Source organism: Mycobacterium sp. AZCC_0083, assembly GCF_014202335.1.
GTDB lineage: Bacteria > Actinomycetota > Actinomycetes > Mycobacteriales > Mycobacteriaceae > Mycobacterium.
The window spans coordinates 95,686-122,394 of sequence record NZ_JACHGP010000023.1 but is presented as its reverse complement, the minus strand read 5'-3'; the positions used below and the strand labels follow the sequence as shown (position 1 = coordinate 122,394).

The 26,709-nt window shown below is 68.7% G+C and carries 28 protein-coding genes; 13 read left to right on the top strand and 15 right to left on the bottom strand.

The window, feature by feature from the left end:
• Window positions 1-155: 155 nt before the first annotated feature.
• Window positions 156-1,247, bottom strand: a complete 1,092-nt coding sequence (locus tag HNP02_RS37860) for an acetylserotonin O-methyltransferase (protein WP_255507431.1) — start codon at window positions 1,245-1,247, stop codon at window positions 156-158.
• A gap of 435 nt (window positions 1,248-1,682) precedes the next feature.
• On the opposite strand from HNP02_RS37860, the gene HNP02_RS37855 reads away from it, so the two are divergent.
• The 3 genes from HNP02_RS37855 to HNP02_RS37845 all read left to right on the top strand — a co-directional run bounded on the left by HNP02_RS37855 (window position 1,683) and on the right by HNP02_RS37845 (window position 2,777).
• Window positions 1,683-2,072 carry a hypothetical protein gene (locus HNP02_RS37855; RefSeq protein ID WP_184445799.1) on the top strand — a complete coding sequence of 130 codons (390 nt, stop codon included), beginning with the start codon at window positions 1,683-1,685 and terminating at the stop codon, window positions 2,070-2,072.
• Between the two features lie 172 nt (window positions 2,073-2,244).
• Window positions 2,245-2,487, top strand: coding sequence for a hypothetical protein (locus tag HNP02_RS37850; RefSeq protein ID WP_184445801.1), 243 nt, complete (start codon window positions 2,245-2,247; stop codon window positions 2,485-2,487).
• Window positions 2,475-2,777: a hypothetical protein gene (locus HNP02_RS37845; protein WP_221318453.1), complete on the top strand. Its 303-nt coding sequence runs from the start codon at window positions 2,475-2,477 to the stop codon at window positions 2,775-2,777. The genes HNP02_RS37850 and HNP02_RS37845 overlap by 13 nt, the downstream gene beginning before the upstream one ends.
• Here HNP02_RS37845 and HNP02_RS37840 read toward each other — a convergent pair.
• Complete coding sequence (locus HNP02_RS37840) at window positions 2,770-3,831, bottom strand: phosphotransferase family protein (RefSeq protein WP_184445788.1); 1,062 nt, start codon at window positions 3,829-3,831, stop codon at window positions 2,770-2,772. The genes HNP02_RS37845 and HNP02_RS37840 overlap by 8 nt on opposite strands.
• Window positions 3,832-3,843: 12 nt before the next feature.
• Entirely contained in the window at window positions 3,844-4,671 is an 828-nt protein-coding gene (locus HNP02_RS37835; protein WP_184445787.1) for a class I SAM-dependent methyltransferase, read from the bottom strand.
• A gap of 124 nt (window positions 4,672-4,795) precedes the next feature.
• On the opposite strand from HNP02_RS37835, the gene HNP02_RS37830 reads away from it, so the two are divergent.
• Together HNP02_RS37830 and HNP02_RS37825 are read left to right on the top strand one after the other, a co-directional pair.
• Window positions 4,796-5,470, top strand: a complete 675-nt coding sequence (locus tag HNP02_RS37830; protein WP_184445786.1) for a helix-turn-helix domain-containing protein — start codon at window positions 4,796-4,798, stop codon at window positions 5,468-5,470.
• Between the two features lie 3 nt (window positions 5,471-5,473).
• A complete protein-coding gene (locus HNP02_RS37825) occupies window positions 5,474-6,391 on the top strand; it encodes an NAD-dependent epimerase/dehydratase family protein (RefSeq protein ID WP_309241841.1) in 918 nt (305 codons plus the stop codon).
• 5 nt (window positions 6,392-6,396) lie between these two features.
• Here HNP02_RS37825 and HNP02_RS37820 read toward each other — a convergent pair whose 3' ends face one another.
• The 3 genes from HNP02_RS37820 to HNP02_RS37810 all read right to left on the bottom strand — a co-directional run bounded on the left by HNP02_RS37820 (window position 6,397) and on the right by HNP02_RS37810 (window position 10,394).
• Entirely contained in the window at window positions 6,397-7,758 is a 1,362-nt protein-coding gene (locus HNP02_RS37820; RefSeq protein ID WP_184445785.1) for a neutral zinc metallopeptidase, read from the bottom strand.
• 57 nt (window positions 7,759-7,815) lie between these two features.
• Window positions 7,816-9,552: a ubiquinone-dependent pyruvate dehydrogenase gene (gene poxB / locus HNP02_RS37815; protein ID WP_184445784.1), complete on the bottom strand. Its 1,737-nt coding sequence runs from the start codon at window positions 9,550-9,552 to the stop codon at window positions 7,816-7,818.
• A 74-nt stretch (window positions 9,553-9,626) separates the two neighbouring features.
• Window positions 9,627-10,394 carry an SDR family NAD(P)-dependent oxidoreductase gene (locus HNP02_RS37810; RefSeq protein WP_184445783.1) on the bottom strand — a complete coding sequence of 256 codons (768 nt, stop codon included), beginning with the start codon at window positions 10,392-10,394 and terminating at the stop codon, window positions 9,627-9,629.
• Window positions 10,395-10,478: 84 nt separating this feature from the next.
• On the opposite strand from HNP02_RS37810, the gene HNP02_RS37805 reads away from it, so the two are divergent.
• Together HNP02_RS37805 and HNP02_RS37800 are read left to right on the top strand one after the other, a co-directional pair.
• Window positions 10,479-12,062 (top strand): molybdopterin-dependent oxidoreductase, encoded by a 1,584-nt coding sequence (locus tag HNP02_RS37805; protein ID WP_184445782.1) that lies wholly within the window; start codon window positions 10,479-10,481, stop codon window positions 12,060-12,062.
• Between the two features lie 42 nt (window positions 12,063-12,104).
• The gene (locus HNP02_RS37800; RefSeq protein WP_184445781.1) at window positions 12,105-12,467 is read left to right on the top strand and encodes a GatB/YqeY; all 363 of its coding nucleotides are present in this window, start codon (window positions 12,105-12,107) and stop codon (window positions 12,465-12,467) included.
• Window positions 12,468-12,751: 284 nt separating this feature from the next.
• Here HNP02_RS37800 and HNP02_RS37795 read toward each other — a convergent pair whose 3' ends face one another.
• Window positions 12,752-13,240 carry a MarR family winged helix-turn-helix transcriptional regulator gene (locus HNP02_RS37795; RefSeq protein WP_184445780.1) on the bottom strand — a complete coding sequence of 163 codons (489 nt, stop codon included), beginning with the start codon at window positions 13,238-13,240 and terminating at the stop codon, window positions 12,752-12,754.
• A 481-nt stretch (window positions 13,241-13,721) separates the two neighbouring features.
• On the opposite strand from HNP02_RS37795, the gene HNP02_RS37790 reads away from it, so the two are divergent.
• Window positions 13,722-14,348 carry a sigma-70 family RNA polymerase sigma factor gene (locus HNP02_RS37790; protein ID WP_375373758.1) on the top strand — a complete coding sequence of 209 codons (627 nt, stop codon included), beginning with the start codon at window positions 13,722-13,724 and terminating at the stop codon, window positions 14,346-14,348.
• A 306-nt stretch (window positions 14,349-14,654) separates the two neighbouring features.
• Window positions 14,655-14,849, top strand: coding sequence for a hypothetical protein (locus HNP02_RS37785; protein WP_184445778.1), 195 nt, complete (start codon window positions 14,655-14,657; stop codon window positions 14,847-14,849).
• Window positions 14,850-14,862: 13 nt separating this feature from the next.
• On the opposite strand, the gene HNP02_RS37780 is transcribed toward HNP02_RS37785, so the two are convergent.
• Complete coding sequence (locus HNP02_RS37780) at window positions 14,863-15,222, bottom strand: heme-binding protein (RefSeq protein ID WP_184445777.1); 360 nt, start codon at window positions 15,220-15,222, stop codon at window positions 14,863-14,865.
• 89 nt (window positions 15,223-15,311) lie between these two features.
• Complete coding sequence (locus HNP02_RS37775) at window positions 15,312-15,602, bottom strand: hypothetical protein (protein ID WP_184445776.1); 291 nt, start codon at window positions 15,600-15,602, stop codon at window positions 15,312-15,314.
• Between the two features lie 139 nt (window positions 15,603-15,741).
• Here HNP02_RS37775 and HNP02_RS37770 point away from each other — a divergent pair, with 139 nt between their 5' ends.
• Window positions 15,742-17,283, top strand: coding sequence for an ATP-dependent DNA ligase (locus HNP02_RS37770; protein WP_184445775.1), 1,542 nt, complete (start codon window positions 15,742-15,744; stop codon window positions 17,281-17,283).
• Here the strand turns inward: HNP02_RS37770 and HNP02_RS43395 are convergent.
• On the bottom strand, window positions 17,280-17,423 hold the full coding sequence (locus HNP02_RS43395; RefSeq protein WP_255507439.1) for a hypothetical protein: 144 nt from the start codon (window positions 17,421-17,423) through the stop codon (window positions 17,280-17,282). The genes HNP02_RS37770 and HNP02_RS43395 overlap by 4 nt on opposite strands.
• 217 nt (window positions 17,424-17,640) lie before the next feature.
• Between HNP02_RS43395 and HNP02_RS44230 the strand changes: the two genes are divergently transcribed.
• The 3 genes from HNP02_RS44230 to HNP02_RS43920 all read left to right on the top strand — a co-directional run bounded on the left by HNP02_RS44230 (window position 17,641) and on the right by HNP02_RS43920 (window position 20,498).
• Window positions 17,641-17,802 carry a helix-turn-helix transcriptional regulator gene (locus tag HNP02_RS44230; RefSeq protein WP_375373756.1) on the top strand — a complete coding sequence of 54 codons (162 nt, stop codon included), beginning with the start codon at window positions 17,641-17,643 and terminating at the stop codon, window positions 17,800-17,802.
• A gap of 207 nt (window positions 17,803-18,009) precedes the next feature.
• Window positions 18,010-19,521 carry a PGRS repeat-containing protein gene (locus HNP02_RS43605; RefSeq protein WP_184445774.1) on the top strand — a complete coding sequence of 504 codons (1,512 nt, stop codon included), beginning with the start codon at window positions 18,010-18,012 and terminating at the stop codon, window positions 19,519-19,521.
• 59 nt (window positions 19,522-19,580) lie between these two features.
• Window positions 19,581-20,498 carry a GMC family oxidoreductase gene (locus HNP02_RS43920; RefSeq protein WP_184445773.1) on the top strand — a complete coding sequence of 306 codons (918 nt, stop codon included), beginning with the start codon at window positions 19,581-19,583 and terminating at the stop codon, window positions 20,496-20,498.
• On the opposite strand, the gene HNP02_RS37750 is transcribed toward HNP02_RS43920, so the two are convergent.
• The 5 genes from HNP02_RS37750 to HNP02_RS37730 all read right to left on the bottom strand — a co-directional run bounded on the left by HNP02_RS37750 (window position 20,446) and on the right by HNP02_RS37730 (window position 26,648).
• Window positions 20,446-21,033 (bottom strand): SDR family NAD(P)-dependent oxidoreductase, encoded by a 588-nt coding sequence (locus tag HNP02_RS37750; RefSeq protein ID WP_184445772.1) that lies wholly within the window; start codon window positions 21,031-21,033, stop codon window positions 20,446-20,448. The genes HNP02_RS43920 and HNP02_RS37750 overlap by 53 nt on opposite strands.
• A gap of 101 nt (window positions 21,034-21,134) precedes the next feature.
• On the bottom strand, window positions 21,135-21,425 hold the full coding sequence (locus HNP02_RS37745) for a hypothetical protein (protein ID WP_184445771.1): 291 nt from the start codon (window positions 21,423-21,425) through the stop codon (window positions 21,135-21,137).
• A gap of 182 nt (window positions 21,426-21,607) precedes the next feature.
• Window positions 21,608-24,505 (bottom strand): PGRS repeat-containing protein, encoded by a 2,898-nt coding sequence (locus HNP02_RS43600; protein ID WP_184445770.1) that lies wholly within the window; start codon window positions 24,503-24,505, stop codon window positions 21,608-21,610.
• Window positions 24,506-24,646: 141 nt separating this feature from the next.
• Window positions 24,647-24,997 carry an aminopeptidase gene (locus HNP02_RS37735; protein WP_184445769.1) on the bottom strand — a complete coding sequence of 117 codons (351 nt, stop codon included), beginning with the start codon at window positions 24,995-24,997 and terminating at the stop codon, window positions 24,647-24,649.
• A 109-nt stretch (window positions 24,998-25,106) separates the two neighbouring features.
• Complete coding sequence (locus HNP02_RS37730) at window positions 25,107-26,648, bottom strand: hypothetical protein (RefSeq protein WP_184445768.1); 1,542 nt, start codon at window positions 26,646-26,648, stop codon at window positions 25,107-25,109.
• Window positions 26,649-26,709: the final 61 nt, after the last annotated feature.

Sequence of the window (26,709 nt, the reverse complement as noted above, 5' to 3'; positions counted from 1 at the left end):
TACAGATGACCTCACCAACCAGCCGGGGCACGATCTAACCCTAGGAATCGACCATCGCTCCAGGCGACGACAGTGCTCACCGGCCGGCGGCTCGGGTAATCAGCCTCCCGCTCGAGAACCAAGATCCCCGTCAAGGACACGCTGATCGACTCCCATTAGGACGGTGCGGCTTCGACCAGGCTGAATGGTGAAGCGGTCGGTATGACGCGGGTCATCTGAAATCCTGTTTTCTGCAAGAGGATTCGGTACTCGTCCGCGGTGCGTTCCCGCCCCGCGTTTCCGACCAGCATCTCCAGGTCCAACCACTTCGTGGAGAACTCACGGTGGTGCGGCGGTATCACGGACTCGACCAGGATCAGCCGCGCACCGTCGCGGGTCGCTGCGCGCACGTTCTTGAGAATCTCCAGTGCCTTGTCGTCGGGCCAGTCGTGAATGATGTTCTTCAGCAGGTAGAGGTCGCCGCCGTCGGGAACCGGGCCGAAGAAGGAGCCCTCGGCGACGACGACGCGGTCTGCGACGTGGTGTTTGCGCAGCAATGGCTCGGCATCTGCGACGACGTGTGGCAGGTCGAACAGGACGCCCTTGGAGCTTGGCGTCGTCGCCAAGATGCCTGCCAGCAGCCGGCCGTGGCCGCCTGCGATGTCGACGATGGTGCGGTAGCCGGTGAAGTCGTACGCGGCCGTCACCACCGCCACCGCCATCTCCGAGAAGTTCGTCATGGCCTGGTTGAAGACGTCGTTGAGTTCTGGCTGGGTCGACATGTAGTCGAAGGCCTCCATGCCCCGGAGCTTCGGAACCACCGACTCACCTGTCCTGACCGCATCGATGAGGTGGCTCCAGTGTTCACGGTCCTGTGGCGAGCCGAGGAAACACGCAAGGGCCGCCATCGATTCCGGCGGGTCCCATCGGAGGGTCTTCGCCAGCGGTGTCAGGCCGTAGCGGCCATCGCGGCGTTGACGGAAGATGCCCCGCCCGATCAATGCCCGCAGCAGACGGCTCAGCGCGTCGGGGTTCGCGCCGACCTCGCGCGCCAGTTCGTCGATCGCCAGCGGTTTCTCGGCAAGGACATCAGCGATGCGCAGTTCGGCGGCGACCGTGATCGCCTGCGCCAGCCACGCGGTCGAGATCAACTCCATCATTGCCGCAGGCGCGGGGGCCATCGACTGGTGAAGCCGCAACAGGTGATGGCGGGCGCGCTCGATCCCGCGAACCAGCTGGGCCGGTGGAACCTTGGTGAAGACGCTCAACTGTCCATTCCTCTCGTGGAGAACTCATTGGTCTGGCACTCGGAATCGATCGTCGGTGGTCACCAGGTGCTCGAGCTTGGAAGGTTTCGTAGGGATCCGGCGGAGATTGCGGGCAGGCAGTCGGTGGGGTGGCACGCGTTGAACCTATGGCCGTGCCGACCGGCTGACGTGAGTAGTCGACTACTCCAGTTTCCGCGCAGGCGGACGGGTGAGATCGGTAGCGATTTGCCAGGCTCTGCGGCGGCCCGGATTGACCAGAACTACCGGTTGAATCCGCTGTCGAACCGCGTTACGGTTTCGGCGACCTTGATCCTGTCAGAGGGTGCTCTGGCGATCCTTTGAGTTTCGACGATGAATCGAGTGACTGTGGCCGAGCCGGCGGCGAATGACGGAGAAGCTCCAGTAATCGTCGGGCTGTCCGACGCGGCGATGCACATGTATGACGCCGCGATCGACACTCTCCCCGACCCAGGGGATCCCGAATTCGCCCACCGCGCAGGGATCATCCTCGCCGGGCTCCGCAAACTACAGGCATCACTTTCCGAAGCCGCGGGCCGCAGCAGGGTCACGCCGTCGGTCATCGTCGCCCTGAGCGGTGTCCGGACTCGCTACGACCAACTGATCGAGACCGCCGCCAACGGACCGAGCGCCACCCTTGGCCAGCGGCTGTACGTCGCGCGTGGGCACGCCAAGCTCTCGACCAAGGAAGCCGCGAACGGAGTGGGGCTGCGTCGGGACCTCATCGAAGCCGTCGAGGCCGAAGAGCCAGCCACCGAAGAAGAGACCGCCAAGATCAAGGACCTCATCGCCGCACTCGGCGGTTGACCTGAAGCGGCTGACGCCCGTCAGCCCCGCTTCGAGAATCTGGCTGCCGGTCACGACGTTCATCGTCATCACGTTCTTGGTCTCCGCCGTATGCCAGGCCGGTCAGACCGCGTTCGGGATCGACCCCGTCCTGATCGAGATAGTCCAATTCGCACCTGGATTCGCTGCCGTCGTGACGGTTCTGCTCTTCAGGGGATCGACGCGGTGGCGCTTCGAGTTCGTGCCGGGAACCTTCACCGGCGGCGGTGTGCGAATCGGTGCGGCCGCGGCCGCAGCCGGCATTCTGATACTGCTGACCGTCGCGCTGTGTGCCGCTGCCGGGATCACCATGCCCGTGACGGCTGGCGCTGCTTCCTTCAGCCCACGCTCGGTACCCGGGCGGGCGCGGTCACCACCGGTGTCGTGGTCGGATTGATTTGGGGGCTGTGGCACGTCCAGGTGATCGCGCTCGGACCCTGGTACCTGCTGGCGTTCCTGGCGGCCACCGTCGGGATGTCGATCGTGCTCGCACTGCTGCTTCACAGCAGGGGTGCCCCGGATCTGCTCGTCGCTGGCACCTTTCACTTCCTGATCAACATCGGCTTGCTGGTGGTCCTCGACGAGGAGAGCGGAAACGCCGCGCCGGAGATCGCGTTCGGCGTTGCCGCTCTCGTGGTGGCGGGCGGCGCGATCGCGGCCCGGTACGTGTACCTGCGCGTCAGATGAACGGACTGTCGCCCTTGGCCACCCGGGTGCCCACGTCGATCAGATTCTGCGCCGATCCGTGCAGCTGCTCCCCCGCCTCCTGGCTGGCCTGGCCCACCAGATAACGGGACCACGTGCCCTCGATCACGATGCCGAGCTTGAAACACGCCATCGCGACATACCAGTCCAGCCTTGATGTTTCGCGGCCGCCGGCCCCGAGGTAGGCATCGAGAAGCTCGCCCCGGCTGGCCAGTCCACCCAACGCGGCCAGTGCCCCGCCTGCGGCGATCATGCTGGTGTCCAGTGGCCAGCAGATGAGCATCCAACCCAAGTCCAGCAGGGGATCGCCGACGGTGCACATCTCCCAGTCGACGAACGCCGCCAACTCCGGCCTGTCCCTGCGCAGCAGCACGTTGCTCAGATGAGGGTCGCCGTGCAGGATCCCCGGCTCGCCGTCGGCAGGGCGGTTGGCCTCCAGCCACCCCGCGAGTTCGCCGACGGCCAGCGATTCGGGCGCGTACCGGTCGTGTCGATAGCTTTCGAGCAGCCGCAGGAACTGCGGAACCTGGCGCTCCAGAAAGGAACCCGGCCGCTTGAGTTCGGCCAACGGCTTGTCCTCCCATGCCACGTTGCCGAGCTGCGCCAGGCTGGCCGCATATGACAGCCCGACCTGATGCCGCCAGTCGGCGTTGCGGACGTACGCGTCGTCCATGCTGTCGCCGGGGTTGAAGCCGTCGACCTCCTCCATCAGGTAGAACACGACGCCGAGCACGTCGAGGTCGTCGCACCCGGCGATGAACCCGGGGTGTGGCACCGTCGTGCCGGCCAGCGTCCGCAGCGCCGCGATCTCGCGCAGCATCGTCCTGTCGCTCGTCGGCCGCGGATGGACGGGAGGACGGCGCAGCACCATCGGGCGCCCGTCAACGTGCAACCGCACCACGATGTTCTGCGTGCCACCGGTCAGCGGCTCGACGTCGGTGACCGTCGACCCCAGGCCCTGCTCACGCACCCAGCGCTGCACCGCAGCCTGGTCGTCATGACTCAGTGTCGGCAGCTGCTGCGCGTCGTCGGGCATCCAGCCATCGTGTCAGGCCTTGCGCGCGGTCAGCAGCAGGTACTCCCATTCCATGGTCGACGAGGCACTCAGCACGCTGTCGCCCACCTCCGCGATGGCCGCGTCGAGCGCGGCCACGCGGTCCGGATCGCCTTCGACGTTGCGGTACACCGCGATCGTCGGCCCGTAGAGGGCCTTGAAGTAGTCACGGAACTCGACGCCGTCGGCGAAGTGGTCGACGGTCAGCATCCGTCGCTCCGTGACGACGTCGATGACGCGTTCGCCGAGCAGCGCCCGGACGTGATCCTCTTGACCCCACAGCGGAGGCGGCTGCGCGCCCGGCGGGGGTGGCGGGGCGTAAGGCTTCATCGCCGCCCACAGCTGCCCGATGTGACCCTCGGGCGTCCAGCTGATCAAACCGAGCCTGGCGCCCGGTTTGCACACCCGAACCAGTTCGTCGGCCGCGCGCTGATGGAACGGCGCGAACATCACGCCGATGCACGACATCACCACGTCGAATTCGCCGTCCTCGAACGGCAATTCATGGGCATTGGCTTCGCGCCACTCGAGGTCGACGCCGCGCTCGGCGGCCACTCGGCGCCCCTGCTCCAACAGTTCGGGGACCAGATCGCTCGCGACGACGCTCGCACCGGTCTCCGCGGCGGGAATCGCCACGTTTCCGGTGCCTGCGGCCACGTCGAGCACACGATCGCCCTCGGCTATGCCGGTGGCCTGCACCAGCACGGGGCCAAGCGGCGAGACGAGTTCTGCAGCGAGTTTCGCGTAGTCGCCCGACGCCCACATCGCGCGATGCTTGGCCGCCACCTGGCTGTGGTCGACGGCTACGGTTGGATTGCTCATGATCGACGTCCTCCTTGCTGGGTACGAACATCGTCCCGTCGCCGATCGTGCGGATCTAGTTACAGATCTGTACTGACACTGGTTCCATATCTGTACTGCCCACTTGACGCTCGGAGGTGTGCACATGTCCGGATACGGCCAATTCTGTCCTGTCGCCAAGGCGATGGAGGTGCTCGACGAACGCTGGACGCTGCTCGTCGTGCGGGAGTTGCTGCTCGGCAGCAGGCACTTCAACGAACTGCGACGTGGCGTGCCCAAGATGTCGCCTGCACTACTGTCCCGGCGGCTGAAGTCCCTGGCGCGCGTCGGCGTGGTGGATCGCACCGAGGTCGACGGCCGCACCACGTACTCGCTGACGCCGTGCGGGCAGGAGCTCTTCGACGTCGTCGACGCGCTCGGCTCGTGGGGCACGCGCTGGATCGGCGAGCTCGGCGAGGAGGACCTCGACCCGCACCTGCTGATGTGGGACATTCACCGCACCATCCCGATCGACGCCTGGCCGCGGTCGCGCACCACGGTCGCGTTCCGGCTCGACGGGGTGGCGTCGAAGGCGTCGCGATGGTGGCTGGTGGTCGCCGACGGCGAAGCCGACGTCTGCGACTTCGACCCCGGTTACGACGTGGTGGGCACCGTGGAGACCAGCCTGATGACACTGACCCGGATCTGGCGGGGGGACGTCGGCTGGTCGCACGCGCTACTCGATGGCAGCGCCGCAGTGTCCGGGCCCACCGACGTGCGCCGCGCGATCCCGTCGTGGATCGGGCAGGGCTCCAAGGCCGCCGTCGCTCGGCCGGCCTGACTGGTGAAGGTCGTCATCGCGGGAGGCAGCGGCTCACTTGGCAGACGGATCTCGGCAGACCTGAGCGCCCGCGGCCACCAGGTGGTGGTGTTGGCCCGGCGGCCCGACGCGAGTTCGGCTGTCCGCCAAGTGCTCTGGGACGGACGAACGGTCGGTGACTGGGCCGCCGAGCTCGAGGGGCCCGACACCGCGGTGATCAACCTGGCGGGCAAGCTCGTCGACTGCAGACCCACCCCTGCCAACGTCGCAGAACTGCGGCGCAGCCGCGTCGAACCCACCAGTGCGCTTGTGCAAGCCAGCCAGCAACTGGAACAGCCTGTGCGGCACTGGATCCAGGCCAGCACCACGGCGATCTGGTCGGACGCCGGCGAGACGCGGTGCGACGAGTCGACCCCGTTACCCGTCGGCTTGCCTCAGATGACGGGCGTGGCGCAGCCGTGGGAGGCGGCCTTCGCAGGCGCCAACACCGAGCACGGCGTGATCATTCGTACGTCGATCGTGCTGGATCGCGACTCCCCCGTGCTGCGCCGCCTCGTCGGCCTGACGAAGGCGGGGCTGGGTGGTCGGATAGGTGATGGCCGGCAATGGGTTTCGTGGATCCACCTCAGCGACTGGCTGACCATCGTCCGTGCCTGCCTCGGCCTCGAGGACGGCATCTCGATCCCCTCGGGCATCCTGGTCGCCGCGACGGATCACCCGGTCCGCAACGCCGACCTGATGGCCGCCCTGCGCCGCCACCTGCACCGGCCGCCTGCGCCGCCGACCACGGCCGCGCTACTGAGGATCGGCGCCGTGGTGCTGCGCTCCGACCCCGCACTGGGCCTGACCGGCCGCTACGCCACGTCGAAGGTATTGCGCGAGAGAGGCTTCGCGTATCAATTCGCCACCCTCGACGCGGCGCTGGCCGAGCTTCTCGGCTGAGGCCCTTACGCCTGGTACTCGAGGCAGGGTTGTGCGCCGTTGATGACGCCCTCCCGGAAGGCCCGAGTGCGGTCGAATCCGGCCCCCTGCCGTTCCACGTCACCTGCGCCGCGGAACAGCAGCAGCGCCTTGATTCCCTCGTCCAAGTCGCCCGGCGAGATGTGGTAGGTGCTGGTGGCTTCGCGGTTGTAGAGGATGACGCTCGCGGTGTACGCGCCGGCCAGGCAGTCACCGCGCAGGGTGGAGGTCTTCTCGTCAGAGTCGTCCCCAAGCCGGCTCAGCGCCGCAAGGCCGTACTGCGTGGCGAGCAGCGTGGCGACGGCGTAGTCGCCGCCCTGCCGGTACACCTCGGGCATGGTCTTGACGTTGTCCCACCCGACGTAATCGTCTGGCACGCAATAGAACAGCACGTAACCCTCGGCCGACTGGTTGCCGCACATCGGCGGGTCGTTGGGGTTGAACGCCTCAAGGCCCTTCATCGGCGGCCACTGCTTCCCCTCGGCCACCTCCGGGTACACCTGGGTCCAGTAGTCCTCCAAGTCGTAGGGCACGCCGTTGACGATGGAGTCGTACGGCGCATTGCCCTCGTTCGCCGCGTCCTCCTCGTCGTTGAACGGCAACTCGAGCACCATGGGCTCGCCGTCCTTGTACCCCTTGCACTTCTCCGCGCCGTTGTCGTAACCGTCTTGGAAGGCACTGACCCGGTCGAAGCCGCTGCCATGGGCCGACGAGTCCTGGGCGTTCGTTCCTGGGGTGTCCCTCAGGTCGAGGATGCCGGCCAGTGCGCTGTCGAGATCGCCGCTCGACACCTCGAACACGCCATCGTCCTGGGCATGCCGGGACCACCCGCCTGCGAAGCAGTCGGCCTGCAGTTCCGAGCTGACCGTCAGCTTGTTCTCGTCGAAGTACCCGGACCGCTGCTGCATGGCGTGCCCCCACTCGTGCGCGAGGACCACGGGGATGACGAAGTCCCCGTACTTCGACTGCAGCTCGGGCAGCAACCCGTCGGCATCCCAGGCCACCGAGTCGTCGAGCTTGCAGTAGAACGCGTTGCCTGCGACGTCGCCGTAGTTCGACGCGCATTCGGGGCCGGACTCCGAGTCCGGAGTCAGGGCGTACAGGCCGCCCTTGACGGGCTTGTAGTCCTCGCCGTAGAGCTTGGGGAACTCATCGGCCCAGTACACCTGCAGATCGGCGATGGCGTCGATGGCCAGCTTGTTGACCGGGGCGGATGCGTCTCCCTCGATCTTGATGCCGCTGATGTCCGGCTTCTTGTTCTCGGGCTGCTTGGGTATCTCCGGCTTGGGGCCACCGCAGCCGACCAGGAGCAAGACGGCAGAAAGAAACGCGAGGACGCACTTGATCATGGGCAAACATTAGCGGGCATGCTGGGAATTGGCTTGGGAAGTACCCAACACGCGCTGTCAATCCAGGAGACGACGCGACACGTTGGTGGTGACCAGGTCGAGCAGCTCGTCGGCGCGGCCGGCCATGATGGTCCGAATCGCGTAGAGCGAGAAGCCCTTGGCCTGCTCAGCGGTGATGGAGGGCGGGATCGAGAGCTCCTGGCGTGCCGTGACGACGTCGACGACCGCGGGGCCGTCGTATGCGAAGGCATCGGATAGCGCCTGCTCCAGTTCGGCGGGATGCTCCACCCGTTTCCCGAAAACGCCCATAGCCTGTGCAACCGCGGCAAAGTCCGGATTGGCCAGGTCGGTGCCGAAGGTGACGATGCCGGCCGCCTTCATCTCCAGTTCGACGAAGTTCAACGACGAGTTGTTGAAGACGATCACCTTGACCGGTAGCCGGTTCTGGATCAGCGTGATGAGCTCGCCGAAGAGCATGGTCAGGCCGCCGTCGCCGGCAAGGGCGACCACCTGGCGGTGCGGGAAGGCCGTCTGCGCGCCGATCGCATGTGGCAGCGCGCAGGCCATGGTGCCGTGGTTGAACGAGCCGACGATCCTGCGTTTGCCGTTCATGGTCAGGTAGCGCGCGGCCCAGACGACTGGTGAACCGACGTCGACGGTGAACACCGCGTCGTCGGCGGCCAGCCGGTCGGCAAGTCCGGCAAGGTATTCGGGGCGGATCGGGGTGCGGTCGCGGTCGTTGACCGCCAACGCGTCCATCGACTTGCGCGTCTTGCGGTAGTGCTGCAGCGAACGGTCGAGGTGAGCACGGGAATCCTTCTGGACCAGGAGCGGCTGCAGCGCGGCCAGCGTGTCGGCCACCGTTCCGCGCAGGCCGAGGTCGATCGGGGTGCGCCTGCCCAGGTTGCGCCCTCGGACGTCGACCTGAATGACCCGCGCGTGATCGGGATAGAACTGCTGGTAGGGGAAGTCGGTGCCGAGCATCAGCAGGACGTCGGCCTCCTTGATGGCCTTGTACCCGGACGCGAATCCCAGCAGCCCGGTCATCCCGACGTCGAACGGATTGTCGTACTCGATGAACTCCTTGCCTCGCAGCGCATGCACGATCGGTGCGTTCAGCGTGCCCGCCAGCCGGACCAGTGCATCGTGGGCACCGGCCACTCCCGCGCCGCCGAGGATGGTGACGTTGTCGCCGACGTTGAGCAGGTCCGCGGCCTGCCGAAGCGACGCGTCGTCGGGCCGCATCACCGACCGGGTGGGCTCGATGGGCCTTGTCAGCCAATCGGATTCGCTGGCCGCCGCGAGGAAGATCTCGCCTGGCACGACCACGACGGCGACGCCGTTCTCCTCCACCGCGGCCCGCATCGCCATCTCGAAGATACGCGGCGCCATTTCCGGGGTGCTGACCAGTTCGCAGTAGACGCTGCACTCACCGAACAGGTCTTGGGGATGCGTTTCCTGGAAGTACTCCGACCCGATCTCGCTGCGCGGGATGTGCGCCGCGATCGCGAGCACCGGCACCCGGCTGCGGTTGGCGTCGAACAGTCCGTTGATCAGGTGCAGGTTGCCGGGACCGCAGCTGCCCGCGCACACCGCGAGCTCACCGGTCAGTGCGGCGTCGGCGGCCGCGGCGAACGCCGCCGTCTCCTCGTGCCGGACGTGCTCCCAGGTGATGTCACCCGATCGCCGGATGGCATCGGTGAACCCGTTGAGGCTGTCGCCGGGCAGTCCGTAGACGCGGCGAACACCGTTGCGCGCCAACGCCGCGATGAGTTTGCTTGCAACGGTCGCCACGAGCGCCTCCCGAGTCAGCGATTTGTGCACGCTGGGTAGCGCTGAGCGCGACTCAGTGTGCCGAAATCACTCTATTACTTGGGGGCGAAACGCTGGCCGGCATCGAGGCGAAGGCACTGGCCGTTGAGCATCGGGTTGTCGACGATCGCGAGCGCCAGCTTCGCGTACTCCTCGGGCTTGCCGAGCCGCTTCGGGAACGCGGCGTCCTTGGTGAGCGCCGCGGCGAACTCATCGGGAATACCCTTGGTGAGACCGGTGGCGAACAGGCTCGGCGCGATGGCCAGCACCCTGATACCCAAGCTGCCGAGATCACGCGCCATGGTGAGGCACATGCCCGCGATGGCGGCCTTCGACGCGGTGTACGCGAGTTGCCCGATCTGACCCTCGAACGCGGCGATCGATGCCGTGTTGATGATGACGCCGCGCTCTTCGGCGTCGTCGTCGACGGGCTCCTGCTTGCTCATCTGCCACGCCGCCAGCCTGCTGATGTTGAAGGTGCCGATGAGGTTGAGGTCAATGGTCGCGCGGAAGGAGTCCAGGCCGTGCGGGCCGTCCTTCTTGACGGTGCGTTCGGCGATGCCGCCGCCCGCGGTCGTCACGATGACGTGCAGCCCACCGAGCTCGTCGATGGCGTTCTGCAGCACCGTCTCGGTTCCGGCGAAGTCGGTGATGTCCACCTCGTGGAACGCGGCACCGATCGCCGATGCGACGTCCTTGCCGTCCGACTGTGCCCGGTCCAGAATCGCCACGTCCGCGCCACGCGCAATGAGCGACTCCGCGGTGGCCCGGCCAAAGCCCGAGGCACCGCCGACGACGATGGCCTTCTTCCCCGAGATCTCCATCTAGCTCCCTTTCCATATTGAGGCCAAACTGTAACGTCACCCTACGGTAAGGATTTCGGGGCTCCGAGTCGGTACCTTGGCGTTATGGCGGTTACCGCGCGCACTCCCCCGCCGACGGCCACGTCGCGTAGCTCTCCGCTCACCGGTCTCGCCGCCGCAGCGATCGCCCTCGGCGTCAGCGCCCTGGTCGCGGTGCCATTCGGTTCGAGTGCCGATGCCCGCACCGCTGTCGGCTCGTCGGTGATCGACCTGACGCCGGGTCCGGTCAAGGAGTGGGCGATCCAGACGTTCGGCACCGCCGACAAGTTGTTCCTGTCGGCGATGGTGCTCATCGTGATCGGCACGGTTGCCGCAGTGGCCGCGCAGTGGGAGCGGTCGCGCATTCCGGTCGGCAGCGTCGCCATCGTGCTGGCCGCGCTGGCGGGCTCGGCAGCCGTGCTGAGCCGCGCGGGCGCATCGGTGTTCGACGTCGTGCCCACCCTGATCGGGGCGGCGTGCGGCATCGTGGTCCTGCGGTTCTTGACGTCGGAACGGTTCACCGACGGCGACGTGGTGCCACCCCGATCGGATGACGGCGAAACATCCGATCGGCCAGCCAATCCCGGCCGCCGGCTGTCGCTGGCGGCGATGGGCTTCGTCGGCGCCGGCGTGCTGTCCGGTGTGTTGGGCGCGGTGCTGTCGCGCAACATCCATTCGGTATCGGGCGACCGCGAGGCGTTCAAGCCACCGCCGATCAAGGACCCCATCCGGCCGGTCCCTGCGAACGTCCAGCCCGACGGGGTCGCCCTGCCCAGTTTCGTCACCGCCAACGCGGACTTCTACCGGATCGACACCGCGTTGAGCGTGCCGCAGCTCAGTCGCAACGAGTGGCAGCTGAAGATCCACGGCATGGTCGACCGGGAGATCACCTACCGCTTCGACGATCTGGCGAAGTTCGATCTCGTCGAGAAGATGGTGACGCTCACCTGCGTGTCCAACCCGGTTGGCGGCGACCTCGTCTCGAACGCGGTGTGGACCGGGTACCGCGTGCGGGATCTGTTGGCGGCGGCGGGCATTCACCCCGACGCCGACATGGTGATGTCCACGTCCACCGACGGATTCACCGCGGGAACCCCCGTTGAGGCGCTCACCGACGACCGCGACTCACTGCTGGCGATCACGATGAACGGCCAGCCCCTTCCAGTCGAGCACGGCTACCCGGCGCGTCTGGTGGTGCCCGGGCTGTACGGCTACGTCTCGGCGACCAAGTGGATCGTCGACCTCGAGGTGACCCGGTTCGATCGGGCCGAGGCCTACTGGACACGGCTCGGTTGGTCTCCCCGGGGTCCGATCAAGACGGAGTCGCGCATCGACGTCCCGCGCAGCGGCGCGGACGTCCCGCGCGGCCAGGTGCGGTTCGGTGGCGTGGCGTGGGCACAGCCGCGCGGCGTGAAGGCCGTTGAAGTCCAGATCGACGACGGCCCATGGCAACCCGCGCAGCTGGGTGCCGGCTACTCCGATGACACCTGGCGGCTGTGGAGCTTCGATTGGCAGGCCAACGTCACGGGATCGCACCAGATCGCCGTGCGGACGACCGACAACTCCGGTGCGGTGCAGACGTCGCAACAAGCCGACGTCATCCCCGACGGCGCCACCGGCTGGCACACGGTGTCCTTCGCAGTGGCGTAAATGCGCTCGAGCCGCCGTCAGACAGTGGCTACCGTGAACCGCATGGAAGACCCTGCCGCACAATGGCGCCAAACGCTGCGGGCGCAACTGATGGCCGCCCGCAAGGACCGCGACTCCATCCGGGTGTCGGCGCTGCGGTCAGCACTGAGCGCCATCGACAACGCCGAGACCCCCGACGTCGACGTCCCGGCCGCCGGTGCCATCGCGGCCAGCGTGGCAGGCCTCGGCAGGGCCGAGGTGCCACGGCGGGTTCTGACTGACGCCGAGATCCGCACGCTGCTGCGCACCGACGTCGACGACCGACTGCTGGCCGCTGAGCAGATGGACGCCGGCGGGCAATCCGCCCGGGCGTCCGCCGTCCGCGCGGAGGCAGCGGTGATCGTCGACCTGCTCAGTGGCGGGTGACCGCGACTTCGAACAACATGAATTGTTCACCTAAGAGTTTAGATCCTGGTGAATTGCCTTGGGATGAAAAAAGGTTGGAGACGGGGCCCGCGATCACCGATTGACCGTCAGCGGTGGGAAAACCTCATCCGATCAGTGTCAGACCCACGGACGTATGGTTCGCGCCTCCTGCCCGCAAACGCAGATAGGGCCCACGTCAGGCGGGCTCGCCAGCCGCCCGTACTGGCTGAAAATCCATTGCCACAGTCCGGCGGTGGGCGAAAGCCCACGCTCGGTTGCCCGAATCAGGAAGGCGCGGTGACCGGCCCGTCCTTGCGTACGCGGCTGGTGGCGTTCTGGATGAGTTGCCTGATGCTCGGCAAGGCCACCTGCATGGCCAGGGTGAGCGCGGCCTCCTCCTGTGGCGACATGTCCGTCAGCAATTCGGCCAGCCGGTCGCGGCGGTACCGCCGCCGTTCATCTAGTAGCGCCCGGCCGCCGTCGGTGATACCCACCAGGGCGGCGCGCCCGTCCTCGGGGTCGTTTACTCGGGTCAGAAAGCCCTGTCGCTCCAGTCGCTGGACTAATTCGGTCATCGACGGCTGGCTGATTCCCGCCGCCGCGGCTAGCGCCGTCAGCCGGATCGGGCCTTCCCGATTGAGCGTGTCCAGTGTCATCGATGCGGTCAGGCTCAACGCCGTGCGGTCGGACAGATGCCGCGTGATCAGGATCGATGCCTGTTCGAGCGCCTCCGCGATGTCGTCTCCGTTGGTGCCCGGGTTTGCCCGTTCCATCCAGCATTTATATCATGTACCCGATATACACTTCGTTTCATACGTTGATCCGAGTACCGCAGGCGGAACCCCGGCAACGACGTCGGCGCCAGATGCTTGCGGACCGTGCCCACCCTCCCTGACATTGCGGCGGTGATCGATTGGGTGGTCGTCAGCGGCAGGGCGAGCGGCTGGTGTTGCCACGTGAACATGAAGACCCGGGCGGAGCCGACTCCTGATAAAAATCTCCGATGTTTCCATATCATATAGGTATACGATGCAATGGCGGAAAGGGGATGGACATGGTCGAGGCGAAGTCGCCGTCAGCCGATCATCCCTTCTGGACGCCGTCTCATCGCGATGCCGGCGCTACCGCATCCAACCGCCCACGGCGGCGCACCCGACACAGGTCAATGTCAGGCAGTCAATGCCATTGCTCCGAGAGGAAGTGGTACCGATCGTGACTGCTGTACTTGCCGAATCTGCGGATGGCGCGGGCGAACTGGCGGTCATCGATGCGATAGGGCCCTTGTGCCCAAACCCCACCCGCAACGCAGATCTCGTCGAAGACACCGTTGCGGAGCTGGCCGCGCGCTTCGAACGCGAAGCCATCCCGTTGTGCGCGCCTCTGTATCGCCGGGCTCTGCGCATGACGCGCAATCCGGCCGACGCCGAGGACCTGCTGCAGGAGACCATGCTGTCCGCCTACGCCAGTTTCAACTCGTTTCGACAGGGCACCAACCTCAATGCGTGGCTGCATCGGATCCTGACCAATACTCACGTCAACGCCTATCGCAAGAGCCAGCGGCAGCCCGTCACGTATCCGGCCGAAGAGATCACCGACCTGCAGCTGATGTCCAACTCCGAACACACCTCGCTCGGGCTGCCGTCAGCGGAGGACGAGGCGCTCGCGCTGTTCCCCAACACCGCCGTGGCGGCAGCAATGAAGGCTCTGCCCGACAGATTCCGGATCGCCGTGTACTACGCCGACGTCGAAGACCTCAAGTACAAGGAGATCGCCGACATCATGCACATCCCGACGGGAACCGTGATGTCCCGGATTCACCGCGGACGGCGGCACCTCCGGGACCTCCTCGCGGACGTCGTCTCGGTTGACACGGCGGTTTGACCGGCGCACAAGGTATTTGGACAACATCCACATCCGAGATCGATGTATGGACCGTTGTTGATTCTTTGTTGAGCGACCACGCGGTGCTCGGGTGTGCGGCGGTCGACGCAGGCGGGGCAGGCGAGCGCGCCGGGTCTACCGGACTGTCGCGCATGTGCCGGACTCGGCTTCCCGGGCGTCCGCCGGACGGTGTCCTCATGAACAAGCACAGCCAGCTCGTTCCGCCCAGGTCGTGACTCCGCGTTCGCTGAGATCGCAAAAGTCCACGCCGTCCTGCTTGTCGACGAGTGGAATTTTGAAGGAGAATTGGACACAGAGTTTGAGAAGCCACAGGTGCCTCGGCGGATTCTGACCGACGCCGAGATCCGCACGCTGCTACGCACCGACGTCGATGACCGACTGCTGGCCGCTGAGCAGATGGACGCCGGCGGGCAGTCCGAGCGGGCGGAGGCCGTCCGCGCGGAGGCAGCGGTGATCGTCGACCTGGTCAGTGGCGGGTGACCGCGACTTCGAGTTACTGGCAGCGAGCCTTGAAGTCGCGCATCGGCTGACGGATCCCAGCCATCTCGGACTGGACCTGCGGATTGCCCGCGTAGTAGTCCTTGACCTGCTGACTGATCTGGTCCCGCGGTTGCCCCTTGAGAGTGGAGAAGAACGCGTTGACGTCGGGATGGGTGAAGAAGTAGCCCGCGGTCGCAACCGAGACGTCACCCTTGACCTGCTCGAAATCGGCCGCCGAGCAGCCCACCGGGGGTGGTGGCGGTGGGTCGGCCAGCGCCGACGGCGCGCCACTGAGCAACATGACGCCTGCGATCGCACCAGCACCGGCCGCGGCTACTGCCGCGCGCCGCGCGACTGAGGTTGAAAACAACATGAATCGTTCTCCTAAGAGTCTAGATACCTGATGAATTGCCTTGGGATGAAACGAGGTTGGAGACCGGACCTGCGATCACCGATTGACCGTTAGCGGTGTCCGCCTCCTCCACCTCCACCGCCACCGGAGTGGGACCCACCGCTGGGTTGTAGGGCCGTCCCGCCGCCGGCAGGATTGAAGTACCACTCGTCGTCGGAGGGGTATTGATCGACCGAAGAAGCGGGTGGGGAGTCGTTGATTTCGACGTTCCCTGGCGAGTCGCAGACCGCCACCGAGGGGTCGCACTCGTCGTCGGCCGCCGCCATCGGTGCGGCACCGATCGCGACCACGGCACACGTCGCCGCGAAGAGCGCCGCTACTCCGGTCCTTATTGCTGGCATGACAATTCCTTCCCGGCGCCGCGATTCGGCGAACGACCAGCGAAAAGTACCACCGCGTGTTCGGTATTCATCGCGGTCTGGCAAATCCTGCAGCGCGCGTCGGTCAGGCGATGTCCGACCCCCGTGCCAGGCTGGTCTCGTGCACCTCGTCGACGTCGCCACCGCGTCCGCCGACGTCGGCTCCGTGTCGGCGCGGTTGGCCAAGGTCGGCCGCATCGCCGAGGTGCTGAAACAGGCCGCCGCCGAGGCCGACCCGACACTTGTCGCCATCGTCGTCGCCTGGCTCTCCGGCGACCTGCCACAGCGCCAGATCGGGGTGGGGTGGGCCGCCCTGCGCTCGCTACCCGGAGCCGCGGCCGAACCGTCGCTGACGGTGCGAGGGGTCGACGCCACGTTCACCGAGATCGGCACGACCGCGGGCCCGGGTTCTCAGGCGCGCCGCTCGGAGCTCGTCAACGCGGTCTTCGCCGCGGCCACCGACGTCGAGCAGGCATTCCTGCGCCGTCTGCTCGGCGGCGAACTGCGCCAGGGCGCGCTCGTCGGGGTGATGGCCGACGCGGTCGCCAAGGCCGCCGAGCTCCCCGCCGCCGACGTGCGTCGGGCCGCGATGCTGAGCGGTGACCTCCCGACCGTCGCGGCGGCGGCATTGACCGGCGGCCCGGCGGCACTGACCGAGTTCACGCTCAAGGTCGGACGCCCGGTCGGCCCGATGCTTGCCCAGACCGCGACCGGAGTGGACGCCGCACTCGAAAAGCTCGGCGGGACGGCCATCTTCGAGGCCAAGCTGGACGGCGCGCGGGTGCAGATCCACCGAGCGCACGACACCGTGTCCGTCTACACCCGCAGCCTCGACGACATCACCGCGCGACTCCCTGAGGTCGTCGAGGCCGCGCTGGCATTGCCTGCGAAGGAGTTCATCGCCGACGCCGAGGCCATCGCGCTGCAACCCGACGGGCGACCACACCGGTTCCAGGTCACGGCGTCGCGCTTCGGCCGGACCGCCGACGTCGTAGCGGCCCGTGCCGCGCAACTCCTGTCGGTGTTCTTCTTCGACCTGCTCCACCTCGACGGCACCGATCTGCTGGATCTGCCTGCGGCGGACCGGCTTGCCGCCCTCGACGCCATCGTGCCTGCCGCCCAGCGCGTCGATCGGTTGGCCACCTCTGACGGCGTGGCCGCGGCGGCCTTCCTGGCCACGACACTGGCCGCGGGACATGAAGGGGTGATGGCGAAGTCGCCTGCGGCGCCGTACGAGGCGGGCCGACGCGGTGCCGGCTGGCTCAAGGTGAAACCGGTGCACACCCTCGACCTCGTCGTCCTTGCGGTGGAGTGGGGTTCGGGCAGGCGCACCGGCAAGCTGTCCAACATCCATCTCGGGGCGCGCGATCCGGAGACGGGTGGATTCGTGATGCTGGGCAAGACCTTCAAGGGCATGACGGACGCGATGCTCGACTGGCAGACAGCGCGATTCACCGAACTGGCAGTGGACGGCACGGACGGTTACGTGGTGGCCGTCCGGCCCGAGCAGGTGGTCGAGATCGCCTTCGACGGCGTGCAGACGTCCACCCGCTACCCCGGCGGGATGGCCCTGCGCTTTGCCCGCGTGCTGCGCTATCGCGACGACAAGGGGCCCGTCGACGCGGACACGGTGGACACCGTGCGCGCCCTGTACGAGCGCTAGGCGTCGAGGTGCGCCGCCAAGGCGGACGACGATGCCGCGAAATAGGCAGCGTCCTCGGATGACTGCTTCCACTCGGCCTGGCCACGCCACGCCACGCTGTGATGGCGCATGTCGTTGCCGTATCGGACTCGAAACAGCATGGAACGAGCCGGACCGTTCTCGAACTCGTGCAACTCCCCCGGCGGATGCACCTCTCGAGCGGGCTCGCGCGCAGCCGCTGCTTGGCCAGATTCAGCGTCGCCAACGACTCAAGGCCGCCGCGACGGAGACGTTGCGCGAGGCGATGGCGGCGTTCGAGGGCATGGGATCCCGCTGTGGGCCGAGCGGGTTCGCACCGAGCTGGCACGCTGCGCGGTGGTGCCCCGTCGGCCCACCGAACTCACCCCGGTGGAGCGGCGTGTCGCCACGCTGGCGGCCGAAGGAATGACCAACCGCGACGTCGCCGCTGCATTGTTCATCAGCACAAAAACCGTCGAGGCCAACCTATCCCGGGTGTATCGCAAGCTCGGCATCCACTAACGCGCCGAACTTGGTCGTTACATGAGTCGGTCCGACCTGTAGGGAACACCTGAGGCCCGCGCAGCGGCTCAGCCTGGCGATTGACGCCCGCGCTGCGCGTCAGCGATAGGGAAACCCCTGATTCTGCGCGGCACTTGGCGCCATAACGTCAACGCGCGGGGAGACCAGACAGCACTCCCGTACGGAAACATCCGAGAGGACGTCATCATGGCCAAGCATCGTCAGCGAGTTAGCGGTTCAGGGCGGACGCGCACGCCGAGTCATGCATGGGCGGCGGCGATCGGAGGGGCCGGGATCGTGTTGGCCGCTCCGGCAGCGGCGTTGTTGACTACTCCGGCGCTCGCTCAGGCCGCGCCGGTGCCGCCGACCGGTCCGTTGTGCCCCCTGTTGGTGGGGTGCGGGTCGGGTGGCGGCGTTGGCGCGAGTATCGCGAGTCTCGTCCCGCCGGGCGGTCTTGCTGATCCCTTCGGGTTGCCCACTGCCTTACTGGGTTTCGCCGGTGCGATTCCTGGCTTGAACATCTTCATCGGCAACGGCGCGGACGGCACCGCGTTGCACCCCGACGGCTTCAACGGTGGGTTGTTCTTCGGTGACGGCGGTAAGGGCTACAGCCCCACCACCCCCGGCGCCTACGGCGGCAACGGCGGTGCTGCGGGGTTGTTCTTCGGGAGCGGCGGAGACGGCGGCAACGGCGCGGACGGCGATGTAAGCCTGAACCTGCCGGGCGGCAACGGCGGCAACGGCGGCGCGGCCTCGATGTTCATCGGCAATGGCGGCACCGGCGGCGCGGGCGGTAGGGGCCTCTACCTCCTCACAAACGGCGACAGCAACGGCGGCAGCGGCGGCAGCGGCGGCGCAGGGGGCGCCCTGATCGGCAATGGCGGTGACGGCGGAAACGGCGGCGAGGCCGAGGTCGTCCAGGGGGACAGCCTAGGTGGCGACGGCGGTGCGGGCGGCGCCAGCGGCTTGGTCGGCGGCGGCGGCAACGGTGGAGGTGGCGGATTCGCGACGGCCACCTCGGGGACTGGCTTCGGTGGCACCGGCGGCGACGGCGGCACCGGGGGCTTCAGCGGCTCTGGCGGAACCGGTGGCGATGGTGGCGGTGGCGGCGTGACAGACCTCGGAGGCGTCGGGGCGGGCGGTAACGGTGGGAACGGCGGTGCGGGCGGCACGGGCGGCGATGGCGGCAACGGCGGCGGTGGCTCCGCCAACGACGGCGGCGGTGTCGGCGACGCCGGCCACGGCGGGAACGGCGGCACCGGCGGAGCCGTCACGGGTAACGCCGGCAACGGCGGCAGCGGCGGCAAGGGCACCGGCTTCTACGGCGACGGTGGCTACGGTGGCGACGGAGGCAATGCAGGCGCTTCGGGCCCCGGCGGGTCGGGCGGCGCCGGCGGCGACGGAATCAGCAAGGCACCCGCCAACGGCGTCGGCACCGGCGGTGACGGCGGCAGCGGCGGAACCGGCAGCCCTGGCGGCACCGGCGGGGCCGGCGGCAACGGGACGAGCACCAACAGCACTGGCCGGGGCGGCACCGGCGGTACCGGCGGTGCGGGCGCCAACGGCGGGGCCGGCGGAGCGGGCGGCACCGGCGGCAATGCCACCGCTGGCGGCACCGGGAACGGCGGCGACGGCGGCCCCGGTGGCTCGCCAGGCGGGCCAGGCGGTGCCGGTGGCACCGGCAACTCGGCCAACGGAAACACGGGCGCCAACGGGTAGCGACGAACGGTTTACATTGACGACGGGAGGTTGCGGCGGTCGGTTGTGGCGGGGGCCCAGTGGCGGGATACGACTTCATCGTCATCGGCGCCGGCTCCGCAGGCTGCGCGGTGGCCGGTCGACTGGCCAGCGACTCGTCGTCGACGGTGTTGCTGATCGAAGCCGGCGGAACGGACCGCCGATTCACGATCCGGGCGCCGTTGGCCTTCGCCCTGCAGTTCGGCACCTCACTGGACTGGGCCTACGAATCCGGACCCGAACCCGGCTGCGCCGGCAGGCGGATCAAGCTCCCCCGCGGCCGCGCGCTCGGCGGTACCAGCGGCATGAACGCGATGATCTGGGTCAAGGGCAGCAACCTCGACTACGACGGCTGGCGAGTGCCGGGCTGGGCATGGACCGACGTGGCCCCGGTATTCGCGCGCATGGAACGACGCATGCACGTCGCCCGGTTGCAGGATCCCGACGAGTTGTCGTCGCTGTTCGTCACGTCCGCCCGCGCCGCCGGTGTTCCCGCCAACGACGACGTGAGCGGGCCCGAATTGGACGGCGCGGCAATCTCATCCGTCACCATCGACCGCGGGCAACGCTGGAACACCGCCCGCGGCTACCTCGGTCATCAGAAGAACCTCACCGTCGTCACGAGGGCCCACGTCCAGCGCGTGGTCCTGCAAGACGGCCGCGCCACCGAGCCGATCGCCTCAGCCGTCGATCGGGAACTCGTCCCAGGCGCGGGACGCGACATCGAGGCGGTCATCAGGGAAACCGCCATCACCGCAAGCCATCCCGGCTGCACGGTCGCGATGGGCACCGACCCCGACAGTCCGCTCGACGAGAAATTGCGCGTCCGCGGCGTGCGGGGCTTGCGCGTCGCGGACGCGTCCGCGCTGCCCGTGTTGCCACGTGCCAACACCAACGCCCCGTCCATCATGATCGGCGAGCGCCGACTTCGTGCTGTCCGACGCACGTTAGGCGCGTGAGCCGACGAAGACGTAGCTCACGCCGGTGAGCCGCTCGCTGACGTCGCACAGTTGCTCGGCCACCGCGGCGTCCCGCGCGCGCACCGAAATCCGGGCCTGCCGAACCGGTCCGGTGACGCCGACGGCGCGCAATGAGCAGACGGCCGGTCAGCGCGAAGTGTCCCAAATGGTTGGTCCCGAACTGCAACTCGAAGCCCTGTTTGGTCTTGCCCTCCGGCGGGGTCAACACCCCACCGTTGTTGATCAGCAGGTCGAGTCGGCGATGCCCGGCCAGGAAGTCGTCGGCGAAGCGGGCGACGGAGTCCAGATCGGCCAGATCCAGCGACGCCGACGCGATGCTTGCGTTCGGGGACTCGTCGCGGATCCGCCGCACTGCCTCAAGGCCCCTGTCATGGTGACGGCATGCGGCGATGACGTTGGCGCCCTTGAGTGCCAACTGTCGAGCGGACTCGAATCCCAACCCGCTGTTGGCGCCGGTCGCCAGGGCGGTCCTGCCCGCCTGGCAAGGGATGTCGTCGAATGTCCAGCGTGCCATGTGAACTCCCTCCCCATCCCGCCTGCGCAGTATCGTCCGAGTATGCCAACGGCACCACTCCGTCGAGCGAATGTTGGCGCAAGATCAAGGGTTTCCCGTGATCAGCGCGGCACGCGGGCGTCAATGGCCGCGCTGAGCCGATGTGCCGGAATGCCGGCCTCCCGGCATACCCTGTCGACAATCTCCTCCGAGCCGGCCACGAAGACGCCGAAGACCAACTGGTCGTCCGGCACCGCGAGCGCCATCAACAGCCGCACCGGCGAGCCCTGCGCGCACACCGAGGACACACACTCGTCGAGTTTGGTCACGGCAGAATCGAGCAGTTCCTCAGTCAGCTCGGACCGATACCACTCGGCGAGGTAACACCGTTGCGGCAACCCAGAGGAGCTCATCGACCCAACGCTAGGCGTGCAACACACCCTTAGAATCAGGTGTTTCCCTACGGATCAGATTGACTCAGGTGGCCGCCGAGCTCGGGCCGCAGCTCATTGCGAGCTTGCGATAGACCCGAGAGAGGTTTGCCTCCAATGACTTTAGGTCGATGAACAGCTGGGGGCGGCGGTCGCCGTGCACATCAGCCGTTGGCTCCCTTCGAGCCGTCGGTGCCGGTCCCGCCAGGGCCGCCTACACCGGCACCCCCGGCTCCGCCTGCGCCGCCGGGGGTACCCCCCTTGCCGCCGTCGCCGCCGGTGCCGTCGCCGCCGCTGCCAGTGGCTTTGCCCGAACCGCCGTTTCCGCCGTCGCCGCCGGTGCCGGTCTGGCTGTCGCCGCCGGGGGCGCCGTCGCCGCCGTCGGCGGAATTGCCGGGTTGGTCGGCGCTGGCGTTGCCGCCGTTGCCGCCGTGGCCGCCGTGGCCGTTCTGGCTGCTACCGCCGTGACCACCGGAACCGCCGCCGTTGCCTGAGTTGTTGCCTGCGCTGCCGGAGCCGTTGCCGCCGTTGCCGCCGTCGCCCCCATTGCCGGTGCCGGAGCCGTTGCCGCCGAAGCCGGCGTTGCCGCCGACCGCGAAGCTGGTGCCAGCCGTGTTCGAGGCGTCGCCGCCGTTGCCGCCGTTACCGCCGCCACCGCCGGCGCCGCTGCCGCCAGCGACACCGTTTGTACCGCCGATACCGCCGACGCCGGCGTTGCCACCGCCGCCCCCGGCACCCCCGCCGGCGCCTCTGCTGCCAAACCCGCCGTCGCCGCCGCGGGTACTCGAAATGCTGGTAGTCAGGATCGAGTCGCCGCCGTTGCCGCCGTCACCGCCGCTGCCGCCTTTGCCGCCCTTGCCGCCGTTCCCGCCGTTCCCGTTGGAGCCCGCGGCCCCAATGGTCAGGCCCACACCGCCAGCGCCGCCACCGCCCCCGTTCCCGCCGCTGCCGCCCTTGCCGCCGCTCTGGCCGTTGCCGCCGTTGCCGCCATTGTCTCCGTTGTCGTCGGGGTGCGTCTGCCCGTCAGGCCCTGTCGTGCCGTTTGCGCCCGCCGCGCCGGCGCCACCCTTGCCGCCGTCGCCGGCGTTGCCGCCCGCGCCGCCATTGCCTTCGGTCCCGGCGACACCGGACGAGCCGCCGGTACCACCCGTCCCGAGGGCGCCACCGGCTCCGGCCAGTCCACCAGCACCACCCGTACCGCCGCCACCGCCGGCCTGACCGTTGCCACCGACACCGCCCGGGGTCGTCGCAGCCACACCGTTGGCGCCGTCCGCACCCGCGCCGCCCTTGCCACCGGTGGCGCCGTTACCGCCGTTACCGCCGCTGCCGTTGACCCCGGCAGTACCCGACGTCGCGCCCGCGCCACCAGCTCCGGCGTTGCCGCCCGCACCGCCCGAACCGCCACCGCCACCGCCCTGACCCACACCGCCCTTCGCGCCAGGAGTCGTCGCTGCAGGGCCCGTGCCACCAGCCGCGCCGGAGCCACCCTTGCCGCCGTTACCGGCATTGCCGCCCGCACCGCCATTGCCTTCGGCCCCGGCCCCGCCCGTTGCGCCGCCCGCGCCACCCGTCCCGGCGGCGCCACCAGCGCCCGCCAGTCCACCGACACCACCGGTGCCGCCACCGCCACCGGCCTGACCCACACCGCCCTTTGCGCCCGGCGTCGTCGCATCCACGCCGTTGGTGCCGTTGGCACCCGCGCCACCCGTGCCACCGGTAGCGCCGTCGCCGCCATCGCCACCACTGCCGTTGACCCCCGCAGTACCCGTCGTGACACCCGCACCACCGGCCCCGGCATTGCCGCCCGCACCGCCCGCGCCACCGCCGCCCCCGCCCTGACCCACACCGCCCTTCGCGCCAGGAGTCGTCGCCGCAGGGCCCGTGCCGCCAGCCGCGCCGGCGCCACCCTTGCCGCCGTTACCGGCATCGCCGCCCGCGCCACCGCCGCCGTCGGTACCGGCGACACCCGCCGAGCCGCCGATACCGCCGACCCCGGCCGCACCACCTGCCCCCGCTAGTCCACCGGCACCACCGGTGCCGCCACCGCCGCCGGCCTGACCCACACCACCGACAGCGCCCGGGGTCGCTGCAGCCAGACCGTTGGCGCCGGTGGCACCCGCTCCACCCGTGCCACCGGTAGCGCCGTCGCCGCCGTTACCGCCGCTGCCGTTGACCCCGGAAGCGCCGGCGCTACCGAAGAATTCGGAGGCACCGCCGGTCCCGGCATTGCCGCCCGCGCCGCCCGAACCGCCACCGCCGCCGACCTGACCCACACCGCCCACGGCACCCGGAGTCGTCGCGGAAAGACCGGTCGCCCCGGCCCCACCGGCGCCACCAGTCCCGCCGGTCCCGCCGTAACCCCCGGCTCCACCGTCACCGATGAGCCCGGCCGTGCCACCGTTACCGCCGGCCCCACCGCCGCCGCCGTTCGTCCCGCCAAGGCCTAGGACCCCGGTGACACCGGGCGCACCCGCGCCACCCATGCCGCCGGCGCCACCGTTGCCGATGAAGAACGACGCGGCGCCGCCATTCCCGCCATTGCCACCGGCGGTGACCGCGTCGCCGATCGCGCCGTTGCCGCCACTGCCGCCGCCGCCGAAGAACAGTCCCGCTGAACCACCGTTGCCGCCGCTGGCCCCCACCGCGGTCGGGCTGTAGCCCCTTCCGCCGTTGCCTGCGAAGATCCCGCCGTTGAAGCCGTCGGGATGGGCCGCGGTGCCGTCAGCACCGTTGCCGATGAAGACATTGACGATCGGGATGGCACCGGCCAGGCTCAGGAAAGCCGTTGGCACTCCGAAGGGATCTGCGAGGTTGCCTGGCCCGGCAAGGCTCGCGACCGCTGATCCCACGCTGGGTGGATTGCACGACCCGAACAGCGGGCACAACGGATCAGCCGCCGGGGGCGGTGCGGCCTGGGCCACGCCGGGAGCAGCCAACAACGCTGCCGCTGGAGCGCTCAACGCGATACTGGCCCCACCGATCGCCATCGCCGTGGCAAGTAGCGGACGACTCGGTGTCCGCGACCGCCCTGCACCGTTACCCCGCCGCCGATGCCCAGCCATCTGAGTCTCCTTGCATCATGCCCCGAACCCGAAGCGTTGGTCCCTCGCGTATCGACGCTATGGAGCGACGCACGGTGCAGAATCAGGTGTTTCCCTACGGCTGACGCGCGACACTGCCGTCCAGAGCTGGACCGCTCGGCGTCAGGGACCACCAAGCCGTCCAGCACTACGGCGACCGCGAGCCAGTAGTCCGACCAAAATGCCTGCCGCCCCGACGATCACCAATGGGACGGCCCAGTGACGCCGCCCGGATATCGCGGATTCGCATTCGGCGACGTAGTCGAGATGGAGGACGACCTGATTGGCGACCGGGACGCCTGCTGCCGTCGCGTCGTTCGCCGCCCGCGGCACGGATTGGTCGGCGACCACTGCATTCCCGCACGCGACGGTCGAACTATTCCCGTCGAACACCGACACCGGCAAGAAGAGCCCAACCACACCGGCAATGAGCACCAACGCGCCCACCGCCACATTCCGCAACCGATTATTCACGTTCTCCTCCTAGTAATTCGTTGTCGCGCAACGTCATTGGCGCGATCCTTTCGTTGTGTCGGTGACACTTCGGACGACGGTCAGCGGTCTACCCGGCCGGTGCCGCGCGTCAGCCCCCAGCGCCGCCGGCACCGCCGGCACCGCCGCCACCGCCGAAGGCGGGTCCGCCCTCGTTGCTGGGGACACCGGTGCCACCCGGCTTGCCATTGGCGCCTATGTGTCCAGCGTTGCCGTTGCCGCTGATTCCGCCGGTACCGCCGGTGCCGCCGGTGGCGCCAGGGCCGCCGGTGCCGCTGGCGCCTTCAGGGAGGCCGCCGACGCTCCCGCCGCCGCCCCCGCCGAAGCCGCCGGTCCCCCCGGTGCCGCCGTTTCCGCCAGGCCCGCCGGTGCCGACGGACCCGGAACCGGACGCGCCGGACCCGGGTGCACCACCGTTGCCGCCGTTCCCGCCGAAGCCGCCGAACCCGCCGCCACCGCCGCTACCGCCGTGGCCGCCAGTGGCGCCGGTGCCGGGTCCGGCGACGGTGCCGCCGTTGCCGCCAGTGCCGCCGTCACCGCCCGTGCTTCCGTTGCCACCTTTCCCGCCGGTGCCCCCGACGCCACCGTTGCCGCCGACACCGGAGACAGACCCGCCGCGGCCGCCGGCACCGCCACTGCCTCCTGCGCTTCCGGACTGACCGTTGACACCGTCGGAAGCAGCGTCGCCGCCGTCGCCACCGTGGCCTGCGGTCCCGCCGATGCCGTTGGTGCTGCCGCCGTTACCGCCATTTCCGCCGGCACCGCCGCTGGCTATGGCGTCACCGCCGTCACCGCCGTCGCCAGCCGGGATGCGGGAGGTTGCCGGATTGCCGTTGCCGCCCTTTCCGCCGTTGCCGCCCAAGCCGCCTGCGTCGCCGCCGTCGCCCCCCGGGAACGTCCCATTGCCGCCGTTCTGAAGGCCGACACCGTTGGCTCCGCGCACCGGGTTGGGGGCGCCGGTTGGGTTCACGGCGTTGGCGCCCGTCGCGCCTGCCCCGCCGTTACCGCCGCTGCCGCCGTCGCCGAACAGTCCGGCGCTGCCGCCGTTGCCGCCACTGCCGCCGGGCAGTAACACCCCGCCCAAGCCGGTGCCGCCTGCCACGCCGTTGCCGCCGTTGCCGCCGTTGCCGCCGAACAACCCCGCTGTTCCGCCGTTACCGCCGTTTCCGCCAAGGATCAGTCGATCAGCCGCGGTGTAGCTGTAGCCGTTGCCGCCGTTGCCGATGAACAGCCCGGCGTTGCCGCCGTCGGGATGTGCTGCGGTGCCATCAGCCCCGTTGTGGACGAAGATGTTGACGAACGGGATCTGACCCGCGATACCAATCAGGGCAGACAACGGCCCATTCACGCCGGCTCCAACTACCCCGACGGCCAACGCATTCGGCGTCGGCGCCGCCAGGCCCACAACATCACCGATTCCCGGACCCAAGCCTCCGGACGCACAACCCCCGAACAGCGGACACACCGGATTCGCCGCAACCGGGGCGGCCTGGGCCACCCCAGGAGAGACCAATAGCGCTGCGCCCGGCGCGGCCAGCACGATCCCCGCCCCACCGATCGCCGCTGCCAGCCAGGCACGGCCCCGTCTGCGCGACGCCTCAGAACCCCTACCCCGCCGATGATGGTTGGCCATCTCGAATCCCCCTCGAACGTCTCAGCACTGGAGCGGTGTACCGACTCCACCCGCCGACGCT

What these genes read in the sequence shown, in the direction of transcription:
- HNP02_RS37830 (WP_184445786.1), top strand. Translation starts at nt 4,796, where the DNA reads ATGTCCGGATACGGCCAATTCTGTCCTGTCGCCAAGGCGATGGAGGTG.
- HNP02_RS37820 (WP_184445785.1), bottom strand. Translation starts at nt 7,758, where the DNA reads ATGATCAAGTGCGTCCTCGCGTTTCTTTCTGCCGTCTTGCTCCTGGTC.
- HNP02_RS43605 (WP_184445774.1), top strand. Translation starts at nt 18,010, where the DNA reads ATGGCCAAGCATCGTCAGCGAGTTAGCGGTTCAGGGCGGACGCGCACG.
- HNP02_RS37835 (WP_184445787.1), bottom strand. Translation starts at nt 4,671, where the DNA reads ATGAGCAATCCAACCGTAGCCGTCGACCACAGCCAGGTGGCGGCCAAG.
- HNP02_RS37805 (WP_184445782.1), top strand. Translation starts at nt 10,479, where the DNA reads ATGGCGGTTACCGCGCGCACTCCCCCGCCGACGGCCACGTCGCGTAGC.
- HNP02_RS37810 (WP_184445783.1), bottom strand. Translation starts at nt 10,394, where the DNA reads ATGGAGATCTCGGGGAAGAAGGCCATCGTCGTCGGCGGTGCCTCGGGC.
- HNP02_RS37840 (WP_184445788.1), bottom strand. Translation starts at nt 3,831, where the DNA reads ATGCCCGACGACGCGCAGCAGCTGCCGACACTGAGTCATGACGACCAG.
- HNP02_RS43600 (WP_184445770.1), bottom strand. Translation starts at nt 24,505, where the DNA reads ATGGCTGGGCATCGGCGGCGGGGTAACGGTGCAGGGCGGTCGCGGACA.
- HNP02_RS37730 (WP_184445768.1), bottom strand. Translation starts at nt 26,648, where the DNA reads ATGGCCAACCATCATCGGCGGGGTAGGGGTTCTGAGGCGTCGCGCAGA.
- HNP02_RS37855 (WP_184445799.1), top strand. Translation starts at nt 1,683, where the DNA reads ATGTATGACGCCGCGATCGACACTCTCCCCGACCCAGGGGATCCCGAA.
- HNP02_RS37750 (WP_184445772.1), bottom strand. Translation starts at nt 21,033, where the DNA reads ATGGCACGCTGGACATTCGACGACATCCCTTGCCAGGCGGGCAGGACC.
- HNP02_RS43395 (WP_255507439.1), bottom strand. Translation starts at nt 17,423, where the DNA reads ATGCTGTTTCGAGTCCGATACGGCAACGACATGCGCCATCACAGCGTG.
- HNP02_RS37745 (WP_184445771.1), bottom strand. Translation starts at nt 21,425, where the DNA reads ATGAGCTCCTCTGGGTTGCCGCAACGGTGTTACCTCGCCGAGTGGTAT.
- HNP02_RS37795 (WP_184445780.1), bottom strand. Translation starts at nt 13,240, where the DNA reads ATGGAACGGGCAAACCCGGGCACCAACGGAGACGACATCGCGGAGGCG.
- HNP02_RS37780 (WP_184445777.1), bottom strand. Translation starts at nt 15,222, where the DNA reads ATGTTGTTTTCAACCTCAGTCGCGCGGCGCGCGGCAGTAGCCGCGGCC.
- HNP02_RS37800 (WP_184445781.1), top strand. Translation starts at nt 12,105, where the DNA reads ATGGAAGACCCTGCCGCACAATGGCGCCAAACGCTGCGGGCGCAACTG.
- HNP02_RS37775 (WP_184445776.1), bottom strand. Translation starts at nt 15,602, where the DNA reads ATGCCAGCAATAAGGACCGGAGTAGCGGCGCTCTTCGCGGCGACGTGT.